At 38.8% G+C, this 21,320-nt stretch carries 23 protein-coding genes and 1 riboswitch; of the genes, 18 read left to right on the top strand and 5 right to left on the bottom strand.

Annotated elements, in window-relative coordinates; all coding sequences use genetic code 11:
• Positions 1-13: 13 nt before the first annotated feature.
• The gene (locus IV67_RS00250; RefSeq protein WP_057785966.1) at positions 14-1,564 is read left to right on the top strand and encodes a bifunctional metallophosphatase/5'-nucleotidase; all 1,551 of its coding nucleotides are present in this window, start codon (positions 14-16) and stop codon (positions 1,562-1,564) included.
• Between the two features lie 35 nt (positions 1,565-1,599).
• On the opposite strand, the gene IV67_RS00245 is transcribed toward IV67_RS00250, so the two are convergent.
• Both IV67_RS00245 and IV67_RS09335 read right to left on the bottom strand, forming a co-directional pair.
• A complete protein-coding gene (locus tag IV67_RS00245) occupies positions 1,600-2,394 on the bottom strand; it encodes a CPBP family intramembrane glutamic endopeptidase (protein ID WP_057785964.1) in 795 nt (264 codons plus the stop codon).
• Between the two features lie 19 nt (positions 2,395-2,413).
• Positions 2,414-2,905, bottom strand: coding sequence for a CPBP family intramembrane glutamic endopeptidase (locus tag IV67_RS09335; RefSeq protein WP_162261061.1), 492 nt, complete (start codon positions 2,903-2,905; stop codon positions 2,414-2,416).
• Between the two features lie 602 nt (positions 2,906-3,507).
• Between IV67_RS09335 and IV67_RS00235 the strand changes: the two genes are divergently transcribed.
• A complete protein-coding gene (locus tag IV67_RS00235) occupies positions 3,508-4,767 on the top strand; it encodes an aminoacyltransferase (protein ID WP_057785960.1) in 1,260 nt (419 codons plus the stop codon).
• A gap of 50 nt (positions 4,768-4,817) precedes the next feature.
• Positions 4,818-5,135 (top strand): bacteriocin immunity protein, encoded by a 318-nt coding sequence (locus IV67_RS00230; RefSeq protein WP_057785958.1) that lies wholly within the window; start codon positions 4,818-4,820, stop codon positions 5,133-5,135.
• 64 nt (positions 5,136-5,199) lie between these two features.
• Here the strand turns inward: IV67_RS00230 and IV67_RS00225 are convergent, their stop codons facing one another.
• Positions 5,200-5,427, bottom strand: coding sequence for a PspC domain-containing protein (locus IV67_RS00225; protein WP_057785956.1), 228 nt, complete (start codon positions 5,425-5,427; stop codon positions 5,200-5,202).
• Between the two features lie 178 nt (positions 5,428-5,605).
• On the opposite strand from IV67_RS00225, the gene IV67_RS00220 reads away from it, so the two are divergent.
• Positions 5,606-6,445: an undecaprenyl-diphosphate phosphatase gene (locus IV67_RS00220; protein WP_057785954.1), complete on the top strand. Its 840-nt coding sequence runs from the start codon at positions 5,606-5,608 to the stop codon at positions 6,443-6,445.
• A gap of 219 nt (positions 6,446-6,664) precedes the next feature.
• On the opposite strand, the gene IV67_RS00215 is transcribed toward IV67_RS00220, so the two are convergent.
• The gene (locus IV67_RS00215; protein WP_057785952.1) at positions 6,665-7,534 is read right to left on the bottom strand and encodes a YihY/virulence factor BrkB family protein; all 870 of its coding nucleotides are present in this window, start codon (positions 7,532-7,534) and stop codon (positions 6,665-6,667) included.
• 164 nt (positions 7,535-7,698) lie between these two features.
• On the bottom strand, positions 7,699-7,956 hold the full coding sequence (locus IV67_RS00210) for a hypothetical protein (RefSeq protein WP_057785950.1): 258 nt from the start codon (positions 7,954-7,956) through the stop codon (positions 7,699-7,701).
• A 239-nt stretch (positions 7,957-8,195) separates the two neighbouring features.
• Here IV67_RS00210 and IV67_RS00205 point away from each other — a divergent pair, with 239 nt between their 5' ends.
• The 14 genes from IV67_RS00205 (at position 8,196) to dld (ending at position 21,079) form a co-directional block, all read left to right on the top strand.
• Positions 8,196-8,939: a hypothetical protein gene (locus IV67_RS00205; protein WP_057785948.1), complete on the top strand. Its 744-nt coding sequence runs from the start codon at positions 8,196-8,198 to the stop codon at positions 8,937-8,939.
• A gap of 15 nt (positions 8,940-8,954) precedes the next feature.
• Positions 8,955-9,617 carry an ATP-binding cassette domain-containing protein gene (locus IV67_RS00200; RefSeq protein ID WP_057785946.1) on the top strand — a complete coding sequence of 221 codons (663 nt, stop codon included), beginning with the start codon at positions 8,955-8,957 and terminating at the stop codon, positions 9,615-9,617.
• Positions 9,618-9,719: 102 nt separating this feature from the next.
• Positions 9,720-9,818: riboswitch (TPP riboswitch) on the top strand.
• Between the two features lie 81 nt (positions 9,819-9,899).
• A complete protein-coding gene (thiM, locus tag IV67_RS00195; protein WP_057785944.1) occupies positions 9,900-10,682 on the top strand; it encodes a hydroxyethylthiazole kinase in 783 nt (260 codons plus the stop codon).
• The gene (thiD, locus tag IV67_RS00190; protein WP_057785942.1) at positions 10,673-11,491 is read left to right on the top strand and encodes a bifunctional hydroxymethylpyrimidine kinase/phosphomethylpyrimidine kinase; all 819 of its coding nucleotides are present in this window, start codon (positions 10,673-10,675) and stop codon (positions 11,489-11,491) included. The genes thiM and thiD overlap by 10 nt, the downstream gene beginning before the upstream one ends.
• Before the next feature lie 6 nt (positions 11,492-11,497).
• On the top strand, positions 11,498-12,145 hold the full coding sequence (gene thiE / locus IV67_RS00185) for a thiamine phosphate synthase (RefSeq protein ID WP_057785940.1): 648 nt from the start codon (positions 11,498-11,500) through the stop codon (positions 12,143-12,145).
• The gene (locus tag IV67_RS00180; RefSeq protein WP_057785938.1) at positions 12,138-12,725 is read left to right on the top strand and encodes a thiaminase II/PqqC family protein; all 588 of its coding nucleotides are present in this window, start codon (positions 12,138-12,140) and stop codon (positions 12,723-12,725) included. The genes thiE and IV67_RS00180 overlap by 8 nt, the downstream gene beginning before the upstream one ends.
• 221 nt (positions 12,726-12,946) lie before the next feature.
• Entirely contained in the window at positions 12,947-13,693 is a 747-nt protein-coding gene (locus IV67_RS00175) for a cell envelope integrity TolA family protein (RefSeq protein ID WP_057785936.1), read from the top strand.
• 114 nt (positions 13,694-13,807) lie between these two features.
• Complete coding sequence (locus tag IV67_RS00170; RefSeq protein ID WP_057785935.1) at positions 13,808-14,740, top strand: efflux RND transporter periplasmic adaptor subunit; 933 nt, start codon at positions 13,808-13,810, stop codon at positions 14,738-14,740.
• 11 nt (positions 14,741-14,751) lie between these two features.
• Positions 14,752-15,429 (top strand): ABC transporter ATP-binding protein, encoded by a 678-nt coding sequence (locus IV67_RS00165; protein WP_057785933.1) that lies wholly within the window; start codon positions 14,752-14,754, stop codon positions 15,427-15,429.
• Positions 15,419-16,612, top strand: coding sequence for an ABC transporter permease (locus IV67_RS00160; protein WP_057785931.1), 1,194 nt, complete (start codon positions 15,419-15,421; stop codon positions 16,610-16,612). The genes IV67_RS00165 and IV67_RS00160 overlap by 11 nt, the downstream gene beginning before the upstream one ends.
• Before the next feature lie 190 nt (positions 16,613-16,802).
• Positions 16,803-17,711: an ATP-binding cassette domain-containing protein gene (locus tag IV67_RS00155; RefSeq protein WP_057785929.1), complete on the top strand. Its 909-nt coding sequence runs from the start codon at positions 16,803-16,805 to the stop codon at positions 17,709-17,711.
• Positions 17,712-17,713: 2 nt separating this feature from the next.
• Positions 17,714-18,487: a hypothetical protein gene (locus IV67_RS00150; RefSeq protein ID WP_057785927.1), complete on the top strand. Its 774-nt coding sequence runs from the start codon at positions 17,714-17,716 to the stop codon at positions 18,485-18,487.
• 3 nt (positions 18,488-18,490) lie between these two features.
• Positions 18,491-19,273 (top strand): ABC transporter permease, encoded by a 783-nt coding sequence (locus IV67_RS00145; protein WP_057785925.1) that lies wholly within the window; start codon positions 18,491-18,493, stop codon positions 19,271-19,273.
• A gap of 120 nt (positions 19,274-19,393) precedes the next feature.
• Positions 19,394-21,079, top strand: a complete 1,686-nt coding sequence (dld, locus tag IV67_RS00140; RefSeq protein ID WP_057785923.1) for a D-lactate dehydrogenase — start codon at positions 19,394-19,396, stop codon at positions 21,077-21,079.
• The last annotated feature ends 241 nt before the right edge of the window (positions 21,080-21,320 follow it).

The raw sequence follows: 21,320 nt of genomic DNA, 5'->3' as shown, positions 1-21,320 counted from the left end.
TGGGGGATGCGTCATGCAAGTAACACTTTTATCAACATCAGATGTCCACGGTTATGTCCGGGCTGATGATTTTCGTCGTCCAGCCATTAATGATGGCTTTGGCTTATCACGAGCTGCGACGGTCATTGAAACCATTAAGCATTCAGCGACAGCCGATAATGCTGTCATCACGATTGAAAATGGTGACTTTATTCAAGGTTCGCCCTTAACCAATTATATTTCGCGACAAGGTGATGGTGCAGATGCGCTATATGGTGAGTTGGCAGATCAAGTTGGTTATGATGTGCGTGTTTTAGGTAATCACGAATTTAATTATGGTCGTGATTATTTGACACACTTATTGGCGGATGATGAAAAATTGATTAATGCCAATGTGATTGATGATAAGACGCAGGCACCTTTTATTGGAGTTCCGTATAAAATTATCGACCGGGATGGTGTTAAAATCGGCATCATAGGTCTAACGACGAGTTATGTGCCACATTGGGAAACTGCTGAAAATATTCAAGGTTTGACCTTTTTGGATCCGATACAAGTTGCGCAACAGTATATTGCTGAATTGCGCGAACAAGTTGATGTTTTGGTATTGGCTTATCATGGTGGTTTTGCTGAAGACTTGGATACAGGGCATTCGTTAGAAGCTGTGACTGGTGAAAATCAAGGTTATCAGCTATTGCACTTATCAGGTGTCGATGCGCTGATTACTGGGCATCAACATCGTAAGATTGCACAAGTCGTTAACGGTGTTCCAACAACGCAACCAGGCTACCGTGGTAGTGAAGTTGGTGAAATTGTGTTGACTTTGGATGAAAATAAGCATGTGCAAGATGCAGATGCTGCATTAATTCAAACACAAGCTTATCCTGAACGTGATGATATTGTGGCACGTGTGGATCCATTGCAGAATGCGACGAATACGTGGCTGGATCATGCATTTGGTCATGTTGGGAATAATATGCAAATTAACGACCATTTTGCTGCCCGTCGGGACAATCATCCATTCATTGAATTGGTGAATCGCGTTCAGATGGAGGCTGGTCAAACGAGTATTGCGAATACAGCTTTGTTTAATGATGAAGTCCAAGGTTTGCCAGACGCCGTAACTTTACGGGATATTATGACAAATTATATTTATCCGAATACACTTGTGGTTGAAAAGTTAAGCGGAGCCGATATCAAGGCGGCATTAGAAGTTAATGCCCGCTACTTTATGTTAGATGAACAAGGTGAAGTTGGCGTGAATCCACGGTTCTTGGAACCAAAGGTGCAACATTATAATTATGATATTTGGTCTGGAATTGATTACACACTTGCAATCGGAAAGCCTTTCGGTCAGCGTGTGACAGATGTTCAATATCAAGGACAGCCCCTTGATATGGATGCTGAATATGAAGTAGCGATGAATAATTATCGTGCTAGTGGTGCGGGAGATTTCCCTATGTTTGCGACGGATAAGATTGTACGTGAAGTCCAACAAGAGACGGCTGATTTGATTGGTGATTATATCATTCGTCATCCTGAAATTCAGATTGACCAGCCCCATAATGTGACGGTAAAAAAATAAGCTAATAAAAAGTACGGACAATTGTCCGTGCTTTTTTATTGTTGAATTAAATAAAGGTGCTGCTTTTTAACTTGTTGATCGACGGTCATGATAAATAGCAGACTAAATAGGGCCATTGGTAGAAAAATGATGATAATACCAAGCCAATCTGAGACACCAGCAGCACCTTGCGTGATGGATAATTGCCAATCCAATAGAAAATGCAGAATAGCGCCAATGTAAATCGTATTTGTTGCAATGCGGAAAGCGGAAAATAGTAACCCCATGCAAGTCGCATAAAAGACTTGTTGCAGTGTCGCAGTAAGACCTTGACCACCGAGGAAATAATTCATTAAATGCAAGCTTCCGAAGATTAAACTATTGAAAAGGCTGGCAATTAATAGCGGATAAGTTGTGACGTGATAGTGATTTAAAAGGCGTTGGCACAGATTAAATAGATAGCCACGTGTTAAATATTCTTCCAAGAATCCCGCTGATATGGCAACGGTTGTCACAATGAGTGTCACATGCCACGAGCTATGGTAAATACCAACTAAAGCATCGATATTACCATTTAGCACATAGGAAATTATGAAAAAAATAGTTGCAGTGAATAGAATGATTTTCTGAATCGGGCTGAATTGAAGGCGGTGCTCGAATAATTTTTCATGATGGGTACGAAGATTAACTAACCAAATCGTGATAGCAATAATAACGATTGTTGCTATGACACAAGTCATCGTGTCAGTCGTGCCCATAGAAGTGCTCCATGGCTGAAAGCCGATGCCGATAAAAATAATTAAGACAATCCAAAAGCCTAAGCGGGGGAAGAGCGGTTTTAGTTTTTGCATGATAACTCATTTCTATTTTTTATTGTTGAATCAGTGTCATTTTTTGATTTCTAACTTGTCGATCGACGGTCATGATAAATAGCACACTTAATATTGCAATGGGGAGATAAACAAGCACAACATTCGACCAAGGCATCAAAGCCGAGATGCCTTGAGTAATACCTATTTGCCAGTCAAATAGGAAATGCAGGATAGCGCCAATGTAAATCGTATTGGTTGCAATACGTAAAGCGGAAAATAGTAAGCCAACGCAGGTCGCATAAAAAACTTGTTGCAGTGTTGCCATAAGGGCTTGGTCACCAAAAATGTAGTTCATCAAATGTAAACTCCCAAATATCAAGCTATTGAAAAGACTAGCGATTAACAGCGGTGAATGGGTTATATGGTAGTAATTTAAAATACGTTGCGCTAGGTTAAATAGATAACCACGTGTTAAATATTCTTCAAAGATACCGGCACTTACTGCAGTAACTGTGGCAATTAAAATCAGCTTAAAGGTGGCGTGAGACATTGAGATTAGCCCACCTATGGTATTCATAAGGTTAAGGAGGATGAATAAACTTAGGATAATAAGAAATGTTTTTTGTAGCCATGTTAATTTAATGGTATGCGTGAACAATTTTCCATTGTGCGTTCGCATATTGACTAAGTAGATTGTCAGCCACATAAATAGGACGGAAATGAAAACTAGGATAAGCGTCTTTGGCAGTGTTGTATGTGGATTTATAGTTGCTATTTTTTCACCCAGAAGAGAACAAAGCACAATCCAAATGCCTAGTTGAGGCTGAACTTTTTTAAGCATGATAACTCATTTCTATTTTTTTATTTACACATATCGTATTCCTTTGTCACATATATGTAAATATTGAAATATTTTCTTAAAGTTGTGCCCGGCCAGCGTCAAGGTTAGTCTTATTAGTAGTTAAAGCTTTTAAATCATGTTGCGAAAAATTTTAGATATGCTGTCAAAACTTATATGTGTTATTAAAAGCGTTAAGCTAGATATGTTAGGTTATAATAGTATTAAATGTTATTTGGAGCAGGGGATTCCAGTGTAAAATATCATGAGTGTAGTATAATTGAGACTAAATAATTAAAGTAATAGGAGCCAATATGGAATTTCGAGAGTTATCTAAGCAAGAGTTTGATGGTTTTGCAAAAGACCATCCACAAAGTAGTTTTTTGCAAACAAGTGCTCAAGCAACGGTTATCAGTGAGCGTAGCTGGAATGCGGCTCTAGTTGGGCTAGTTGAAGATGGACAAGTTGTGGCAGCAGCAGTGCTTAGCTGGACGCATATTCACACCGGTGAACTATTCAAGATTGATGGCGGGATGCTTATTGATTACAGTAATGCAGAACTGGTAAAGGCCTTTTTGGACGGTACTATTGCCTTTGCAAAAAAGCACAATGGTGTGTATTTGGAAGTTATGCCAAATAAAGTCCATCGTAAATTTAATGATGAAGGTGAATTGTTAGAAGCGCCTGATGAAAGCGTAACTGACTTGATGGTTTCCCTAGGGGGGACGCATGTAAAACCTACGCGTGGTATGACTGTTACGACAGCCCCTTATTGGCAATATACGAAAGATTTAACACCAATTCTTGAATCTGAAGATCCAGATAAGGCATTGTTAGATTCTTTTGCTAAAGATGGAAAGTATTATACAAAGAAGGTTAATCAATTTGGTATTACAACACGTCGATTGGGACGTGAAGATTTACCTGCCTTTAAAGATTTGACGCAAAGTACCGCAGACCGTTTACACTATCATGATAAGGAATTGAGTTATTATGAGAAGGTCTTTGACATTTTTGGCGATGATGCCTATTTTGTCTTTTCAGAACTTGATTTCCAAGACTACATTGATGCGCAACGTGAAAAGAGTGACGACTTGCAAAAGCAACTTGATGATTTGGATGCTCGTATTGCTGAAAAGCCAAACTACAAAAAGTTGAAGCGTCAACGCAATGAATTTGCAGATCAACAAGTACAACACGAAAAGCGCATTAAAGATGCACAAGCAATGATGGAACAAGCGGGGCAACGTAAGGTTGTTTTGTCAGGTGCATTATTCTTAGCTAGTGACGTCGAAATGATGTACTTATATTCTGGAACGTATGAAGAATATAAGAAGTATTATGGACCATATGCTGTCCAAAATTATGCATTTAAGGTGGCCATTGACCGTAAGATTCCACGTTATAACTTCTATGGTATTTCAGGTGTCTTGGATGGTAGTGATGGTGTTCTAGGATTTAAGCAAGGTTTCAATGGACAAATTGAAGAAAAGGTTGGTAGTTACATCTACCCAGTCAATAAGTCTAAATATGCATTCTACCGCTTTGCTAAAAAGGTCCTTGGGCGTGGTTAATTAAACTAAGCGCTTGATGGGTTTATCGACAATTTGAAGGAGGGAATATCGTGTTTTTTGGAAAATCAAAACGAGTTCAGCAGATTCATGAAATAGTTGATACCATGGCAAGTCAAATTAATGCCAGCAAGAATCCAGAAGCAGCTAGAGTGATTAAATTAGCTAAAGCTGATTTAGATCATGAAAAACAAGCAGCCCCAGTTGTTGCTAACAAGTTGTCAAATTCGCTTTATCAGCAAAAACTTGCCCATGCACCGGAATTACCAGAAACGGTTAAACCCTTAGTTGGTGAGCTGAAAAATCTGATATCTGCTAATGGTTACGGTATGACTATGTCGAGTGTTCCTTCGTGGACAGCCCATTATTAATTGATTTAAACGCATAAAACCCCACCTATCATTGTGATAGGTGGGGTTTTAGTTAGTCATTGAATTAATCGCGAGGTGTAACATCTTCGCGTGCTTCAAAATTAGGCATATCTGGGATAATCATGGCAGCGACAATGTAGAAAATTAGCGCTGGCAATCCGGCTCCAAGGAAAAGACCAAGGATAACAAAAACAACACGGACGATTGTTGGATCGATGTTAATGTAGTTGGCAATTCCTCCCAAGACACCTGCAAGAACGCGATCATCTGACTTATATAACTTCTTCTTCATAGTATGACTCCTTTGTTTTATATCTAATTACTCTATACAAAGAATTATACTGTACGTCATATAGTATTGCAAGTTTATTTTTAAATTCAAATTAAAAAGCGTTAAAGAAGTGACGCAAACCTTTAGCTTGTCGCCTTTTTTTGGTAAGGTAAAATCAAGCAAATTGAGGAGATAAATCATGATCGAATTATTGAAGTCGTTCATTGTTGGAATTGTTGAAGGAATTACTGAATTCCTTCCAATTTCATCAACGGGACATATTATTATTGCGGATGCCTTGATGGGTATTCCTGGTGGAAATGTCTGGACGCCAGCGTTCACACATATGTATGAATATGTGATTCAACTTGGGGCGATTATGGCCGTTTTGCAATTATATTTTACCAAGTTAAATCCATTTGCGCCGTCAAAGACAGCTTTGGAAAAGCAACAAACATGGTCATTGTGGTCAAAGGTGATTGTGGGGGTACTACCATCAGCTGTGATTGGCTTGGCTTTGAATGATTATATGCAAGACAATGTCTGGGTTGTTGCCACGATGTTGATTGTTTATGGTATTTTGTTCATTGTGATTGAAAATTACCTATCAGATAAGCAACCACGCTTTACTGATTTGAATGCGATGAGTTATAAATTAGCTTTGTTTATTGGATTCTTCCAAGTCTTAGCGATTATTCCTGGAACATCACGTTCAGGGGCAACAATTCTAGGTGCTTTGCTACTTGGAACATCACGTTTTGTTGCGACTGAGTTCTCATTCTTTATGAGTATTCCAATGATGTTTGGAATTGCATTCCTAAAGTTAACCGATTACTTCTTAAAGGGTGGTAGTTTTACTGCCATTCAAAGCGGTGTGTTAGTTGTTGGATTCATTGTTTCATGGATCGTTGCATACATCGCAATTAAGTTCTTACTTGATTACGTTAAGAAGAATGACTTCAAGGCCTTTGGATACTACCGAATTGTGGTTGGTATCTTAGTGATTGCCTTAATCTTAATGGGTGTGATTAACGCCTAACAAAAAAAGACTGCTATCATCAGACGGCAGTCTTTTTCTTTTAGACTAAATCAGGACAAAGAAAAACACCTAGCTTGGGAACTAGGTGTTTTTCATAGGAGTAGGTTATGAAAAAAGTTTTTGGGAAGCTTTTCTCTTAATTAGGTATGTGTATAATATAAGGCCACTAACTTAAAAAAGTGATAACCAGGGCTGAAAGTAACCTTAAATTCAAAAAAATTATTTTACGCGGCTGTTTTGCCAGCGTTCACGGCGGTTGAGTGAACTTCCTGGCCAAAATTCATTTAAAATTGCCGTGATAATTGTACAAATAATACTAATGAGGGCCATAAAGTTTAGCCATAGCATGGATACAATGACCGAACCGATTGCCTGGTAGAACGAATAGGCTTGTGCGATGACGGCCACATAATTACTAAAGGCTTGCGTCAATAAAGTAAAGGCACTAACTTCTAAAACTGTTCCAAGTAAAGCCCAGGGTAGCCAGGGCTTTTTTGCTGGGAGCAACCAATTGAAAAGACTAACACCGATAAACAGTCCAATCCAAACGAAGTAAGGTTGCGCAGCATTAATTTTTGCGATGGTAGACGGCTCAATTGGGAAGGTTTGGAGGATATTTGTTCCAAATGCCGCGAACATTAGAATGCTGGCAATGACTGATAGGATTAGTAGTAACCAGAATAATGAAACAAATTGATCAATAATGGCAATATTTTTGGGCTTAACGCCATAAATTGTATTTTGTGAGATACGGATAGATGCCACCAAACGCGACATAGTCCATAACATAACAATCAATGAAACAGAAAAGACCCCAACGCTATGTTGTGTCAAAATTGACTCGATAATCGGCCGAATAATGGTGAGGGCGGAATCTGGCATGGAATGATTTAGAAAATGCATGACATTATCCAAGTCTAAATTTAGAATCGATAGTAAATTACCCAACACTAACAGGCTAGGTAAGATAGCTAGAAGCGCATAGTAGGTAATAGCAGCACTGGAATAGCCTAAATAAATTCGAGTACAGTAGTCCAAAATGGTTTGAACAGCTGGCTTATGCATGAAAAGATGCAAGCGATTACGCATGATCTTGCTCCTTTAAAAAGTAATAGTTGGTATTATATTATATGAAATTATAGCTTAAATAAATACACCAGCATGCGATAACGTCAAATTTTGACCGCTTCTTAAGAAATTGTAGTACCTGTAAATAAAAAAACACCCGCTGGGGGTGTTTTATCAATATGGCATTACTGCTTTTTGAAATTTTGATGAATGATGGTCAACGCCCACACAGCTATAAGTGTTATGAGCATACCAAATGCGACTAAACCATAGTGAAGATTAAAATTATTGCTGAGTGTATGTGCAGTTTGAATGTTAGAGATTTTCAATCCCAGCGCGGTAACTTGGGGTGAGTTTGCTGGCATTGTAAACATAGCGTAGAAACCAGTTGCGACAAATAGTAATAACCAAAGCATTAACCAATGTTTAAATAATTTAGTCATAAGCCCCCTCGCTTATTCTAATCAAAATAACGAGTTTGATCTATAAATTAGTATAGTGCTTATGATACCATTTGAAAGCAAAATTCTTTATCAGGGTTAAAATAAAAATTAAACCAAGTCGTAAATGTTAAAAAACTTGGATAGAAATATTCATTTTATCATTTTAATCTCATTAAAATCTTGACAATATCTCTAAATGGGGGTTGAATTATAGTCAAATCACTCATAAGGGGAAGTGTATGCGTATTGAAATCGTAGCTATTAGTAAATTGTTTGTCGCCAATCTAAGGTATAACAAAATTGCTTTAGTATTTAACTTGGTATTTCCGACGGTGTACTATTTGTATAATTATTATTCTGGGGGGATTGATGCCCAAAATATGACGCAACAAGTTGTTTATTTTTGGACCTATATTATTTTTGTAAGCATCCTTAATTTTATGATTCTACCGATGATTACTTACAGAGAAAGTGGTATTTATAAGCAGCTTTGGCTAATTGTCAGCAGAAAAAATGCCATTATGTTGGCGCTATTTTTAGTTTATATGACGGTGATTGCACTAGAACTAATTATTTTTAACTTAGCGGTTATGGTGACTAGTGGCGCCTGGCAACCTGAACTGCTCATTAGCAGCTTATTAACACTCATATTATTTGGTCCGATCAGTTATATGATATTGACCCTGTTGCTCGTGTTAAAAATTGTGCCAGAATCATTATCAGTATTAGCGGCCATTTTGATTTTTATATTATTTTATTTGGTCACGCTGGATTCGACGAACGTCGGTTTACAGATGTTATATATGTTAAATCCGGTAAAGTATCTCTTAGTAGCTTCAACGTGGATGTTAGGATTGATAACGGGGCAGGGATTCGATGGCCTCGTTGCACTCCAACTTGTCGTAGTTGGCGTCGTTATGTGTGCGATTGGCGTATTTTCATTGAAAAACTTCAATGTTAAACCGCTGATAAATCAGATGTAAAGGAGCGAATATCACATGAAAATCACAAATTATGCTTTTGCTTATAAAGACCAACCGATTTTCGATGATTTTTCGGTCGAATTTTCGTCTGATTATTTAAATGTGCTGTTAGGGGAAAACGGTAGCGGTAAATCCACATTATTCGATGCCATTGCTGGCGTTAATGGTGCGAGAAATCAACCGATACCAAATCAATCGGTTGCATATAAAGTACAGCAGCCGGTGCTGTTTCCAAATTTAACAGTTCAAGAAATAATTAATTTATTTACCCAAATTGGTAGCGTGAAACTTGAAACAGAGACAGGGCGTTTGATTAGAGAAGATTTTTTATCGAAGATTCTTAGTCGAAAAATGGGGCAGCTTTCTGGTGGTGAGCGACAATTACTTTTTTCTTATGGCACACATTTACTGGACCGTGATATCTATCTATTTGATGAGCCGACGGCAGGTGTGAGTTTTTCAAATGCAGAATATATTCTCAAGATGATGCAAGAATTGGTTGATGCACGTGGGAAAACCGTTGTTGTGACTTTGCATGATTTAAAAGAAATTGAGACGATGAATGCCCATTTGGTTACATTGCAAGCTGGTAAAGTATCCTTTTCCGGAACGAAAGCAGGCATGCTGGATCTTGCTGGCACACCGGATTTTGAAGCAGCTGTAAAGCAGTTAGTTTAGTGGCATTATCACTGTTTAAGTAATCCATCACGGCGTTCCCAATATTTGCATATTCCCAAGGCATAGGGAATGTGTTACGCTTACATTGTGAAAATTAAATAATTTATTTACTAGGGGAGCCAGATCGGCTGAGACAATTTTATTGGACCCTTTGAACCTGAACAAGTCAAAACTTGCGGAGGAAAGTAAACGCATAGAATTGACTATCTGACTGGCTCAAGGAAGGCTTACTTTTTGAAGTAATGTTTTCCTTGGGCCTTTTTTAATGATAGGAGTTTGTAAATGATGCAAATGATTGAGAAAATTCGTGCGAACCAACCGGTAGTTGTTAATTTGGCTAATTCGGTGACACCACAACATGTCGCTGATGCAGTTAGTATGCTCGGTGGCAGCCCTTTGATGTTAGAAGCACCACAAGAAGCGGATGAATTTGTAGATATTGCGCAAGCGGTTATTTTGAATATTGGGACAATCACTCAAGAACGCTTGGCTTTGATGATTAAAGTTGGAAAACGGGCGAATGAACGGGGCATTCCAGTTATCTTAGATCCAGTGGCAGTTGGCATGGCGTACCGCTCAACTTGTCTCAAAGAACTAGCGGCAGCGGTTCACTTCGACTACATTCGCGGGAACGCATCCGAGATTGGTTGGTTTGCAGATGTTGATGTTGCAGGGAAAGGCATTGATGCACTGGACCAATCATTAGATGTCTCAATTGCGCAAAAAGCGGCTTTAGCAACCGGGGCAACGATTTTACAAAGTGGTGTGCAAGATGTCATTAGCGATGGAACCAAAACCGCAGTGGTTAGTTATGATAATCCATTATTAGCGGTCAATGTCGGAGCTGGGGATATGTTAAGCGCTGTGGTTGGAACCTTTGGTGCAATTGCCGATGATTCAGTTGATGCAGCCGTCGCTGCTGCAATGGCTTTTAGTTTAGCAGGTAATCAAGCAGGGGCGCAGGCCGGTATTGATCGACCAGGAACTTATATGGCAGCTTTATATGATGCTTTGTATCAATTGACGGATGTTGATTTGAACGCAGGAGTGGTGGCATGGCATTAGAAAAGATTCCACAAGTACTGACCATTGCTGGAACTGATGCGAGCGGGGGGGCTGGTCTGAATGCGGATACGCGTTTTTTTGCCTTGGCTCATGTTTATGCAGCGACGGTTGTGACGGGAATTACTGCTCAAAATACACAAGGTGTCCAGGCTATGATGCCCGTTAGTGAATCGCTTTTACGCCAGCAAATGAAATCTGTCATGGATGATTTAGATATTAAAGCTATTAAGACCGGTGCACTTTTTGATGAACATATCGTTAAGACGGTGGCTGACTTAGTTTCAGAGTTTCCGGAGATTCCTTTAGTGATTGATCCCGTTATGGTGGCAAAAGGGGGTGCTAAATTGTTGTCTGATGCAGCAATTGACTTGATGATTAAAGCGCTATTACCTTTGTCTGATTTAATTACGCCTAATTTGGAAGAAGCCGCCGTGATTACTGGGCAGTCGATCAATTCTAAAGATGACATGTGCCAAGCGGCCCAAGCAATTCAACAATTAGGAGCTAAGCATGTGTTATTAAAAGGGGGCCATGGCGCAGAAGAAACTGTATCAGATTTACTCTATACGGCTGACCAACAAGCGTATTGGTATCGTAGTGAGCGCTTTGATACGATTCGGACGCATGGTACTGGGGATACATTGTCAGCCTATATTACGGCTGGCTTAGCAAAAGAGTTGACCTTGCCTGAGATTATGCCAGACGCGAAGGTGTACATGAATCAAGTGATTCAAAATGGCATTGATGTCGGACATGGGCATGGGCCACTTAATCTATGGGCTGGTATGTTGGAAGAAAATAAGGGGTAAGAAAAAATGCTTGATTTAACGATTTATGCGATTGCAGGGCCACAAGATTATCCCACTGATTCGATTGAAGTGGCCTTTGAAAAGATGAGCCATGTGATTGAAAGTGGTGTGACGGTTTTTCAGTATCGTGATAAAGGGATGGCTTTTCCAAAATTAGGGCAACGTGAACAGTTGGTAGCAGCATTACGGGCCGTTGCTAAATTGGAACAGGTGACCTTTATGATTGATGATGATGTCAAACTTGCTTTAAACGTGCATGCTGACGGGATCCATGTGGGGCAAAGTGATTTGGCACTTGAAAAATTAGTGCCACAATTACCAACTGATATGATATTAGGGCTCTCAATCAACAATTTATCTGAGATGACCGCTGTCGACAATCCACGCATTGACTATCTAGGCCTCGGACCGATTTTTCCAACGAATTCAAAAGCGGATGCGAGCGCAAGTCTTGGCGTGGAATACGCATCAGAAATTTTGAACGCAAATCAATTACATTTACCCGTGGTCGGAATTGGCGGGATTCAATTGAAAGATTTGCCAGCCTTGAAGCAAGCGGGGCTCAATGGGGTCGCCGTAATTTCATTACTGACGCAAGCGCAAGATGTAGCCGCGACGGTATCTGCGATGAAGGAAAGTTGGCAAAATGCTTAAAACACAGTTACAACCAATTCAAGAAAAATGGTTAGCACAAATTAAGCGCCTGCCATTTTTGCAGGGGTTACAGCAGGGGCATTTAAGTCAGATAACACGTGATTTTTATGTCGCGCAAGATGAATATTATATTGCGCATTTTATGGCCGTGACGGAACAGATTAAGGCTTTACCAGCAACGAATGATGAAACCTTGGATGAAGGGGATGCTCATTTGGGATTAAATCCATCTCCTGATTGGGTGAATTGTGCCATTACGGATGAAAGCAAGGCTTATGTTTATTTTCTTGAAAGTGGCCCAAAAACCGATGATGTGGTGCAATTATTGCGAACCATTCCATGTGCTGAATCTTATTATTTATTGGCCTTGTCGATGCAAAATCAACCGCATGGCCATCAATATCAGGCCTGGATTGATTATTATACAAGTCCAGCCTATCAAGATGCAGTGACGCGTTACTTAGCAACATTACAAGAACTGGTTGAGGCGCGTGGTTTTTCTTTGCAGGCGAACGAACTGGCTATTTATGAAAAAGGTTACCAGTTTGAGTTTTCATTTTGGGAGCAATGCCCCGACTAGCTAGCCGAATATAAGTGAAAAATGTGTTTAAAGGGCGATTTTACAAGCGTAAAGTCGTCTTTTTTTGTGAAAACGGGCAATGATTTGGCGTGAATTTAATTTTATTGTATAGTTAAACTATTAAAATAAAGGGTAATGCAGTTAGCAGAATACCGATGAATGTGGGATAGGGTATTTGAATGAATGCTGAATGCTTACCAATAAATAGGAGGAATATTGTTATGGATGAACAAGCATTGATTGATTCATTTAAGCAATTATACGGTCGCCAACCAACAGAAGCAGAACTTGCTGAAATGGTTGAAAATCAAAAGCAACAACAACCTGTGTCACGTGTTGAAAAGCGCCGGGAACAAGAGGCAGCTGAGAAAAAAGCAGCCGAGCAGAAGGCAGCTGAAAAAAAGGCCGCACAAGTCAAAGCAGATCCAGAAGATGAATTTGATGAGCCAGAGTTAAAGCCAGCGCCAACTAAAAAACGCCGCCGTGCGCGCGTTAGTTTTATCGGTGGTTTACTAGGACTTGCTAGTTTAATTGGTTTTTTCATACTGCCTTTTTTGCAAATCACTTTGCCTAATATGAGTGAGACAAGTGTAACTTTGTATGATTTGATGACGAATGCTAGTAATGTCCTAACGTCGGCCGGTGCGCAAGAGCAGTCACAATATTTGACGATTGGTTTGTATATGTTGATTATTTTACCGATTGTGTATATTTTTGGTGAAATTGTTCCAAACTTCTTTGCTAAAGGAATTGCGCTTTTGGCATCACTCTTGCATTTTGGGGCTGTCATTTATGTGGCTGTGACCGTTTATAATGAGTTCCAAAATTCAGTTTTGGGTGTCCTTAATCAGCATGTTAATTTAAATTTGACCCAATTCTTTGGAACTGGTTTTTGGGCGACTTTGCTCATGCCACTTTTGATGTTTAGTTGGAGTGTCCTAACGATTCGTGGGAAAAAAGTTAAATAATCATTGAAAGCACAGACAGGTTTTGTCTGTGTTTTTTATTTAGTCCTTTACAATATTATACGCGGGATAGTATAATTCATTGTATAGTCGAAAGTCCAACTTGGAGGGGAAGTAATGTTTAAAAATCGTAAGACAAAATGGGTATTAGGTGGTTTGGTGGGTGTTGCAGTTATTGGTAGCGGGGCTTATATGATGCAACCAACACCAAAAGACAACAAAGATGATGAAATCGCTACGATTCATGCAACAAAAATGGATCCTTTGAGTGAATCAGGTGTGGTTAAAGCGGACCATCAACAAGATGTGAAAGTGCCAGAGGGGGCCCAGGTTACGCTATATATCAATGATGGTGCGACAGTTCAAGCCGGGGACGTCATTGGTTTGGCAACAGATACTGAGGCGCAAAATGAAGCGCAACATAAGTGGTCTGAACTACAAACGCAAATTGCAAATGCCCAGGCGCAGGGTGATGATACGCAAGATTTGCAAAAAGAACAGCGTGAAGCCCAAGAGGCATACAATAAGGCGACTAAGACCATCGTGGCACCTTATGATGGGATGTTGTCGATTGACGACCAAGATACGACAAATGTTAAAATTGCGATTTCATCAAGCACACGATACATTGACTCTAGTGTGACGGATTATGATTATGATCGCCTATCAACTGGTGCAACTGTTAAAGTGGCAACAAATTCGGGTAATGTGAAGACGGATGAAAAAATCACATCTATTTCTGAAATTGCCAAAGAAAGTGGAAAAGTAGCCAATTATACTTTTAAGACAACAGCTGCTTCAAACTATCGTTTAGGACAACAAGTGACCTTAAAAATTGCACAAGATGATGTTGTTTTGCCAAAATCTGCTGTCCAAGATAAGGATGGTAAAAAGTATATTTATGTTGTCGACGAGGGTAAGGCTAAAAAGCAAGCCATTAAAGCAACGCAAACTGGGGATACCTATGCGATTTCAAAGGATGATTTGAGCACAGATGTTAAAATCGTCAAAGATCCAGGTAATAAAGACCTAGACGGCAAAAAGATCTAGGGGGGCATGCGATGTTAGAGTTGCGACATATTAATAAGTATTTTAAGCGTGGTGACGACGAACAACACGTGTTAAAAGATATTAGTTTGACCATCAACGATGGCGAATTCGTCTCAATTATGGGGCATTCCGGTTCAGGAAAATCAACATTGCTAAATATTATCGGACTATTGGATCGTGAATTTTCAGGGGATTATGTGTTGAATGGTTTAGACACACATGAATTAAGTAAGAAAAAGTTCACGAAATTCCGAAACGAAAATGTTGGTTGGGTTTTTCAAAATTTTAAATTAATTCAGAATATGACAATTGCAGATAATGTTGGTTTGCCTTTGCGTTATCAAGGTAAGTCGAATAAAGAAATTAAACAAACGGTTGACCGTGTTTTGGACGAAGTTGGTATTTTAGATAAGGCAGATGCTTTTCCTAAATTGTTGTCAGGGGGACAACAGCAACGTGTAGCGATTGCACGTGCTATCGTGACCAGTCCCAATATTGTTATTGCCGATGAACCAACTGGTGCTTTGGACAGTAGTACAACGATTGAAATTATGAACGTGTTTAAGCAATTAAATGCGCAGGGAACGACCTTAATTATCGTGACCCATGATGCGAGTGTTGGTGAACAAGCGCATCGAATGATTAAGATCTTAGATGGTCAGGTAATGGGGGCAGATTATGAAATTTAGAGAGACAGTGCTAACGGCGTTGCAATCGTTAAAAATGAATCCAAAGCGTTCTTTCATGACCATTATTGGAATTGTGATTGGAATTGCCTCTGTGATTACGATTATGGCGATTGGAAATGGGGTCAATAAGATGGCTACCGACCAATTTAAGACTTCTAAGTCTGGTGAGCTAAAAGCTAAAATCGATTATTATGGTTACGATGATGATGCTGGGCAAAAGGGATTATCACAAGCCGATGTGAGTTTGATTAAATCAAGTGATATTGGTCATAAGATTTCAAAGATTGAGTTATCAGCGCTATCCGGCGATACGGGGCAAACTACGGGAATTATTAATGATGAATCAACTGACTTATCATTTACCGTAATGCGTAATCTAGATAATGAACCGGATATGCAGAGTGGAAAAGTTTTCTCACAAAATGATCTTGATGTTGGACAAAATAAGATTTTAATCACGAAAGATTTAGCAAAAAAGAATTTTGGATCTGCAGAAAATGCGGTTGGGAAATCAGTAACGTTAGGCAATTATGCTTACACAGTTGCTGGAACCTATAATGAAAATGACCGTTATATGGATAATGTGATTATTCCTTATGAAGCTTTCCAAAGAGAGTCAAATGACGATGGGGCGGTCATGATTCTTAGCGTCAAGAAGGGCGAAAATCCACGTAAGGTGGGTCAAGCGGCTGAGAAAATGTTATCAAAGCAAGGTTCAAGTCGTAATAGTGGCTCATACTCTTATGAAGATACGGATAAGATGATTGGGGAAATTAGTAAAGTCTTGAATGGCTTAACGTTCTTTGTGAGTGCTGTTGCTGGAATTTCACTGTTTATTGCTGGAATCGGTGTGATGAATATGATGTATATTTCAGTTTCTGAACGGACGCAAGAAATTGGTATTCGCTTAGCCGTGGGGGCGACTGAGTCGAATATTCGTAATCAGTTCTTGATTGAATCAATTGTGCTAACAGTTGTTGGCGGGTTGATTGGTTTGTTAAGTGGTTACTTAATTGCGAATATGGTCACGAAATTTATTCCGGGAGATATGCATATTAAGGCGATTATTTCACTAGCAGATGTTGTTTTCGCGCTTGGTGTCTCGACCTTGGTTGGGGTTATCTTCGGTTGGTTGCCAGCTAAGCAGGCTGCGGATAAGAATTTGATTGATATTTTACGTTAATAAAAACAAAAACGAGTACAGAGATTGTTTCTGTACTCGTTTTTTTTACTGAGAATAATCAATTTCCAGCATCAATATGAAATTTTAGTTAGAAATATGAGTTTTTGCATTGACGATGCTAATACTGATGTGTTCAACTAAAAATAGTGATAAAAGTGAACACGATTTATCAGCGGGAGAGCAAACAATCATGCAGAATAAAATAATTGAAGTAAAAACAGTTAGTAAGGCTTATAAGGGTGCCACCGATATGATTTTGGCCTTAAATGATATTGACTTTAACATTGAGGTTGGTGATATTGTCGGTTACGTTGGGCAAAATGGTGCCGGAAAATCGACGACCATAAAATTACTATTGGGGTTAATGCTGCCAACAAATGGTGAAATTTCGGTGCTAGGAAATAATCCATTTAAGAAGAGAATTCAAAATGCCAAACAAATAGGGACGGTGATGGGACAAAAGAGCCAATTGTGGTGGGAACTGCCACTCATCGATTCTTTTAAATTTTTGCAAGCAATGTATGACACGAAAGATGATGCATGGTTAGCGCAATTAATTGATTTACTAGAGGTAAATGATTTTTTGCATAAACCAGTCCGAGAGTTATCATTAGGGCAAAAAATGCGCGGAGAATTGATCGCAGCATTAGTCCATCAGCCTAAATTGTTATTTTTAGATGAAGCAACGTTAGGATTAGATGTGCAAACAAAGAATGTATTTCTAAATTTCTTAATGCAATTAAATAAGACTAAGCAGACAACCATTATCATGACCACGCATGATTTACGTGAAGTGGAACGCATTGCAAATAAAATTATTTTGATTGATCACGGACAATTAAAATTTAATGGTGCGAAAAGTGATTTTATTGCTGAATTTAAGAACATGGAAAAAGTTGAAATTTATCAATCAGCTATTTTGGAAGTACCAGGCCTCAAGTTGTATCAAGAAAATCAAGATTCGAATGTCTATGTTTTTAATATTGATGAGTTAACAGAGAAACAATTAAATAAAATTTTTCTAGAAGCAGATATTATTAGCAATGTCAGATATAGTGATTTAGATTTGACGGATATCTTAACGTTATCGGGAATTTAACTATGAGAGTAATTAATACTTATGTGAAATCAGAATATCTCGTTCGGCAAAGTTTTAAGGCGAATGCATGGTTCACAATTTTATCAGGGATTATTGGTGCAATTGTTCAATACTATGTCTGGCATGCGATTGCCCCGAGCCAAGATATTAATATGCTGGTGACCTATGGGTTAATGGCAATTGTTTTGAGTACCGTTATTCCGACCACGGAAACGGCTAAAAAATTAGGGAAAAATATAAACGATGGCCAGATTGGTAGCATCTTGGCAAAACCAGTTACCATCTCACAAGTGATGTTGGGCCGATCAATAGGCACGTTAATTTATGATTTAATCTACAAATTGATGCCATTGACGATTATTTATGCCGTGTTTTTTAGACAGGTGTTGCAGTTTAACCAGGTAAATATGTTGATTTTGTTATTATCAATTGTTTTATCATGGCTGATTGCATGGCTGATTGGTATGATTATTGGATTTTGTGCCTTTATAACCGTTCGAGTAAACGGATTGCTAGCGCTGAATGGTGGATTAATGGTCATACTGGGTGGCGCAGCCATTCCAATTAATATTTATCCACCACTAATCAAAGTGATTGCGGAATGGTCTCCTTTTTATGCAATCGGTTATATTCCGTTATCACTCGTAACGGGGATGAATCAGACGACTATTTCCATGCTAATCCTACATCAATTAATTTGGTTAGGTATCATTTTTTTGGTGTATGCCGTTATTTCAAAAATGGTATTGAACCGACTAAGCATCATGGGAGGATAAGCAATGCGACATTCAATTTACGTGTACAAAGAATTCATAAATCGAGATTTTAAGCGCATTTGGCTTTACAAATGGGATGTTTTATTCGGAAATTTGGGCTTTTTAATTGATTCATTATCGACGCTTTTTATTATTTTTGTATTAACCAATTTCAAAAATGGGATTGGTGGTTGGTCGAGCCAAGAAGTTATCCTGATGTATTTATTTATGCATATGGCACTTTCAATTTGGGAAACTTTTTTTGTGACCACCATGGATATTCCAGAATTGATTCAAGATGGGACATTAGATGTGCTTTTGATGCGACCAATCAACTTGCTGTTACAAGTCATTATGGTGGAAATTGATGAAGAGGCGATGGTTGAAGCCGTCATCTATACGGTAAGCTTTTTTGCATTACTCATCCATGTTCAAGGGCTCAATCTATTGGTGGTTCTGTTAGCTAGTGTCCTATTACTGACAACGCTGGCTCTAATTGAAGGTATTTATTTATGTTTTAGTTCTTTGGCCTTTTGGATTAAGCAAGTTGATGGGGTAACATCCATTTATTGGCAACTTATACAATTAGCAGATTATCCTATGTCAATTTATCCAAAAACGATTCAAATTGTGCTAAGTATTATTCCAGTCGGGTTTATGGCATATTATCCAGTTTCATTTTTGCTTCATAAAATTCAACATCCGGCGGTGATGGTCATGACAATCCTGTCTGGACCACTATTTTTTCTACTTGTTTATCATACGATTTGGAAAAAAGGATTGCAGAATTATACGAGTTTTAGCTAAGCATACTGGTGTTTTTTGATTGAAAATGAATGATTTGTTAATAGTCTGTTAATAATTTAACAAATTAGAATGTAAGTGGTACAATATTAGTTATAAATAGATTTTAATGGGAGGCTTATTATGTCAGTAGTGGAAGAGCTTACAAATATTGTTGGCAAGCACAATGTTATTACCTCAAAAGAGCGGTCACGTCCGTTCCGTGAAGGTTATCGTTCAGGAAAAGGTGATGCTCTAGCCGTGGTTCGTCCAGGGTCTTTGATGGAGTTATGGCACGTGTTGGAAGTATTGCATGCAAATAACATTATTATCTTGATGCAAGCTGCTAATACTGGCTTGACTGAAGGTTCAATTCCAGCATCTGGCTATGATCGTGATATCGTTGTTGTCAACGGAATGCGCATTAAGGGTCTCCAATTAATTAATCATAATCGTCAAGTATTAGCTTTCCCAGGAACCACACTACATCACCTAGAAGGTGAATTAGACAAGGTAAATCGTGAGCCACATTCAGTAATTGGTTCTTCTGACATTGGTGCTTCCGTCGTCGGTGGTGTTAATAACAATTCAGGTGGTGCTTTGATTCAACGTGGACCAGCCTACACTGAGCTATCTTTGTATGCCCAAATTGACGAAAATGACGAATTGCATTTGGTTAACCATTTGGGAATCGACTTAGGGGATACACCTGAAGAAATTATCACGAATTTGGAAGAGCGTAATTTCGATATTCATAATATTCCTCAGGGTAAGGAACATGTTGCTGGAAACCGTAACTATGAAGAACGTGTCCGTAATGTTGATTCTGAAAAGCCAACGCGTTACAACGCTGATCCAAATAATTTGTATGAAGTATCTGGTGCAGCTGGAAAGCTTGCAACATTTGCGGTTCGTTTGGACACATACCCACAAGCAAGTGAGTCACAAGTCTTCTACATTGGTGTAAACAATCCAGATGTTCTAGAACGTTTGCGTCGTCATATTTTGACTGAATTCAAGCATTTGCCAGTATCTGGTGAATATATGCACCGTGAAGCTTATGATTTGGCCAAGAAATATGGTAAGGATTCATTGATTGTGATTGATACAATCGGAACAAATGCTTTGCCATATTTGTTTGGTATGCGTGCAACTGCTGAACGTATTTTGGACCACGTGCCAACGTTCAAACCTTACTTCCCAGATCGTATGTTGCAAACAATGAGTAACTTTGTGCCTAATCAATTGCCAAAGCGCTTAGAAGAATATCGTGATCGTTACGAGCATTATCTTCAATTGAAGATGGATGGTGCGGGTATTCAAGAAGCACGTATTTTCTTGGACGACTTCTTTAAGACTGAAGAAGGTGATTATTTCGAATGTACACCAAAGGAAGCTAAGGTTGCTGCAACGCACCGTTATGTAACGGCCAGTGTGGCCATTCGTTTGGAAGAAGTCTTCCAAGACGATCACATTCAAATTTTGCCAATTGACGTTGCTTTGCCACGAAATGAATTTAAGTGGTTTGAGCATTTGCCAGCTGAACTTGAAGATAAGATTCAATACAAGTTGTACTATGGACACTTCTTGGATCACGTTATGCACCAAGACTATGTACTAAAGCCAGGGGTTGATGCCCACGAAGTTAAGCAAGAAATGCTTAAGATTTTTGACGAGCGTGGAGCTATCTATCCTGCCGAACATAATGTGGGACATTTGTATGAAGCTGCGCCTGCATTAGTTGAACATTATAAGAAAAATGACCCTACAAATAGTTTCAATCCTGGAATTGGAATGACATCAATGCACAAATATTGGGGAAATTATTAAAGTTAAAAAAGCTGTTCTCATCGTTGAGAGCAGCTTTTTTGTCATTTATTTTTGAGTAACTAAAAAATTTTGGCATATTTTTATAAAAAATATATGAAACGAAAATATAAATGGATATTGATGAACAAATATACATTAAATCTGATATTATATGTATCGCAATGCATTGAGCAATTAACAGTTGCGGTAAGGGATGTTGGCAATTTTAACATTGTCTGTAGATGCGTGAAAGTGTTTTAAA

The organism is Weissella minor, assembly GCF_001437425.1.
GTDB classification, from domain to species: Bacteria; Bacillota; Bacilli; order Lactobacillales; family Lactobacillaceae; genus Weissella; species Weissella minor.
This window is presented reverse-complemented; position numbering and strand designations above follow the sequence as displayed.

Bases quoted from the DNA above. Each gene is read 5' to 3' on its own strand.
- IV67_RS00250 (WP_057785966.1), top strand. From the start codon at position 14: ATGCAAGTAACACTTTTATCAACATCAGATGTCCACGGTTATGTCCGG.
- IV67_RS00245 (WP_057785964.1), bottom strand. From the start codon at position 2,394: ATGCAAAAACTAAAACCGCTCTTCCCCCGCTTAGGCTTTTGGATTGTC.
- IV67_RS09335 (WP_162261061.1), bottom strand. From the start codon at position 2,905: ATGTCTCACGCCACCTTTAAGCTGATTTTAATTGCCACAGTTACTGCA.
- IV67_RS00235 (WP_057785960.1), top strand. From the start codon at position 3,508: ATGGAATTTCGAGAGTTATCTAAGCAAGAGTTTGATGGTTTTGCAAAA.
- IV67_RS00225 (WP_057785956.1), bottom strand. From the start codon at position 5,427: ATGAAGAAGAAGTTATATAAGTCAGATGATCGCGTTCTTGCAGGTGTC.
- IV67_RS00220 (WP_057785954.1), top strand. From the start codon at position 5,606: ATGATCGAATTATTGAAGTCGTTCATTGTTGGAATTGTTGAAGGAATT.
- IV67_RS00215 (WP_057785952.1), bottom strand. From the start codon at position 7,534: ATGCGTAATCGCTTGCATCTTTTCATGCATAAGCCAGCTGTTCAAACC.
- IV67_RS00210 (WP_057785950.1), bottom strand. From the start codon at position 7,956: ATGACTAAATTATTTAAACATTGGTTAATGCTTTGGTTATTACTATTT.
- IV67_RS00205 (WP_057785948.1), top strand. From the start codon at position 8,196: ATGCGTATTGAAATCGTAGCTATTAGTAAATTGTTTGTCGCCAATCTA.
- IV67_RS00200 (WP_057785946.1), top strand. From the start codon at position 8,955: ATGAAAATCACAAATTATGCTTTTGCTTATAAAGACCAACCGATTTTC.
- thiM (WP_057785944.1), top strand. From the start codon at position 9,900: ATGATGCAAATGATTGAGAAAATTCGTGCGAACCAACCGGTAGTTGTT.
- thiD (WP_057785942.1), top strand. From the start codon at position 10,673: ATGGCATTAGAAAAGATTCCACAAGTACTGACCATTGCTGGAACTGAT.
- thiE (WP_057785940.1), top strand. From the start codon at position 11,498: ATGCTTGATTTAACGATTTATGCGATTGCAGGGCCACAAGATTATCCC.
- IV67_RS00180 (WP_057785938.1), top strand. From the start codon at position 12,138: ATGCTTAAAACACAGTTACAACCAATTCAAGAAAAATGGTTAGCACAA.
- IV67_RS00175 (WP_057785936.1), top strand. From the start codon at position 12,947: ATGGATGAACAAGCATTGATTGATTCATTTAAGCAATTATACGGTCGC.
- IV67_RS00170 (WP_057785935.1), top strand. From the start codon at position 13,808: ATGTTTAAAAATCGTAAGACAAAATGGGTATTAGGTGGTTTGGTGGGT.
- IV67_RS00165 (WP_057785933.1), top strand. From the start codon at position 14,752: ATGTTAGAGTTGCGACATATTAATAAGTATTTTAAGCGTGGTGACGAC.
- IV67_RS00160 (WP_057785931.1), top strand. From the start codon at position 15,419: ATGAAATTTAGAGAGACAGTGCTAACGGCGTTGCAATCGTTAAAAATG.
- IV67_RS00155 (WP_057785929.1), top strand. From the start codon at position 16,803: ATGCAGAATAAAATAATTGAAGTAAAAACAGTTAGTAAGGCTTATAAG.
- IV67_RS00150 (WP_057785927.1), top strand. From the start codon at position 17,714: ATGAGAGTAATTAATACTTATGTGAAATCAGAATATCTCGTTCGGCAA.
- IV67_RS00145 (WP_057785925.1), top strand. From the start codon at position 18,491: ATGCGACATTCAATTTACGTGTACAAAGAATTCATAAATCGAGATTTT.
- dld (WP_057785923.1), top strand. From the start codon at position 19,394: ATGTCAGTAGTGGAAGAGCTTACAAATATTGTTGGCAAGCACAATGTT.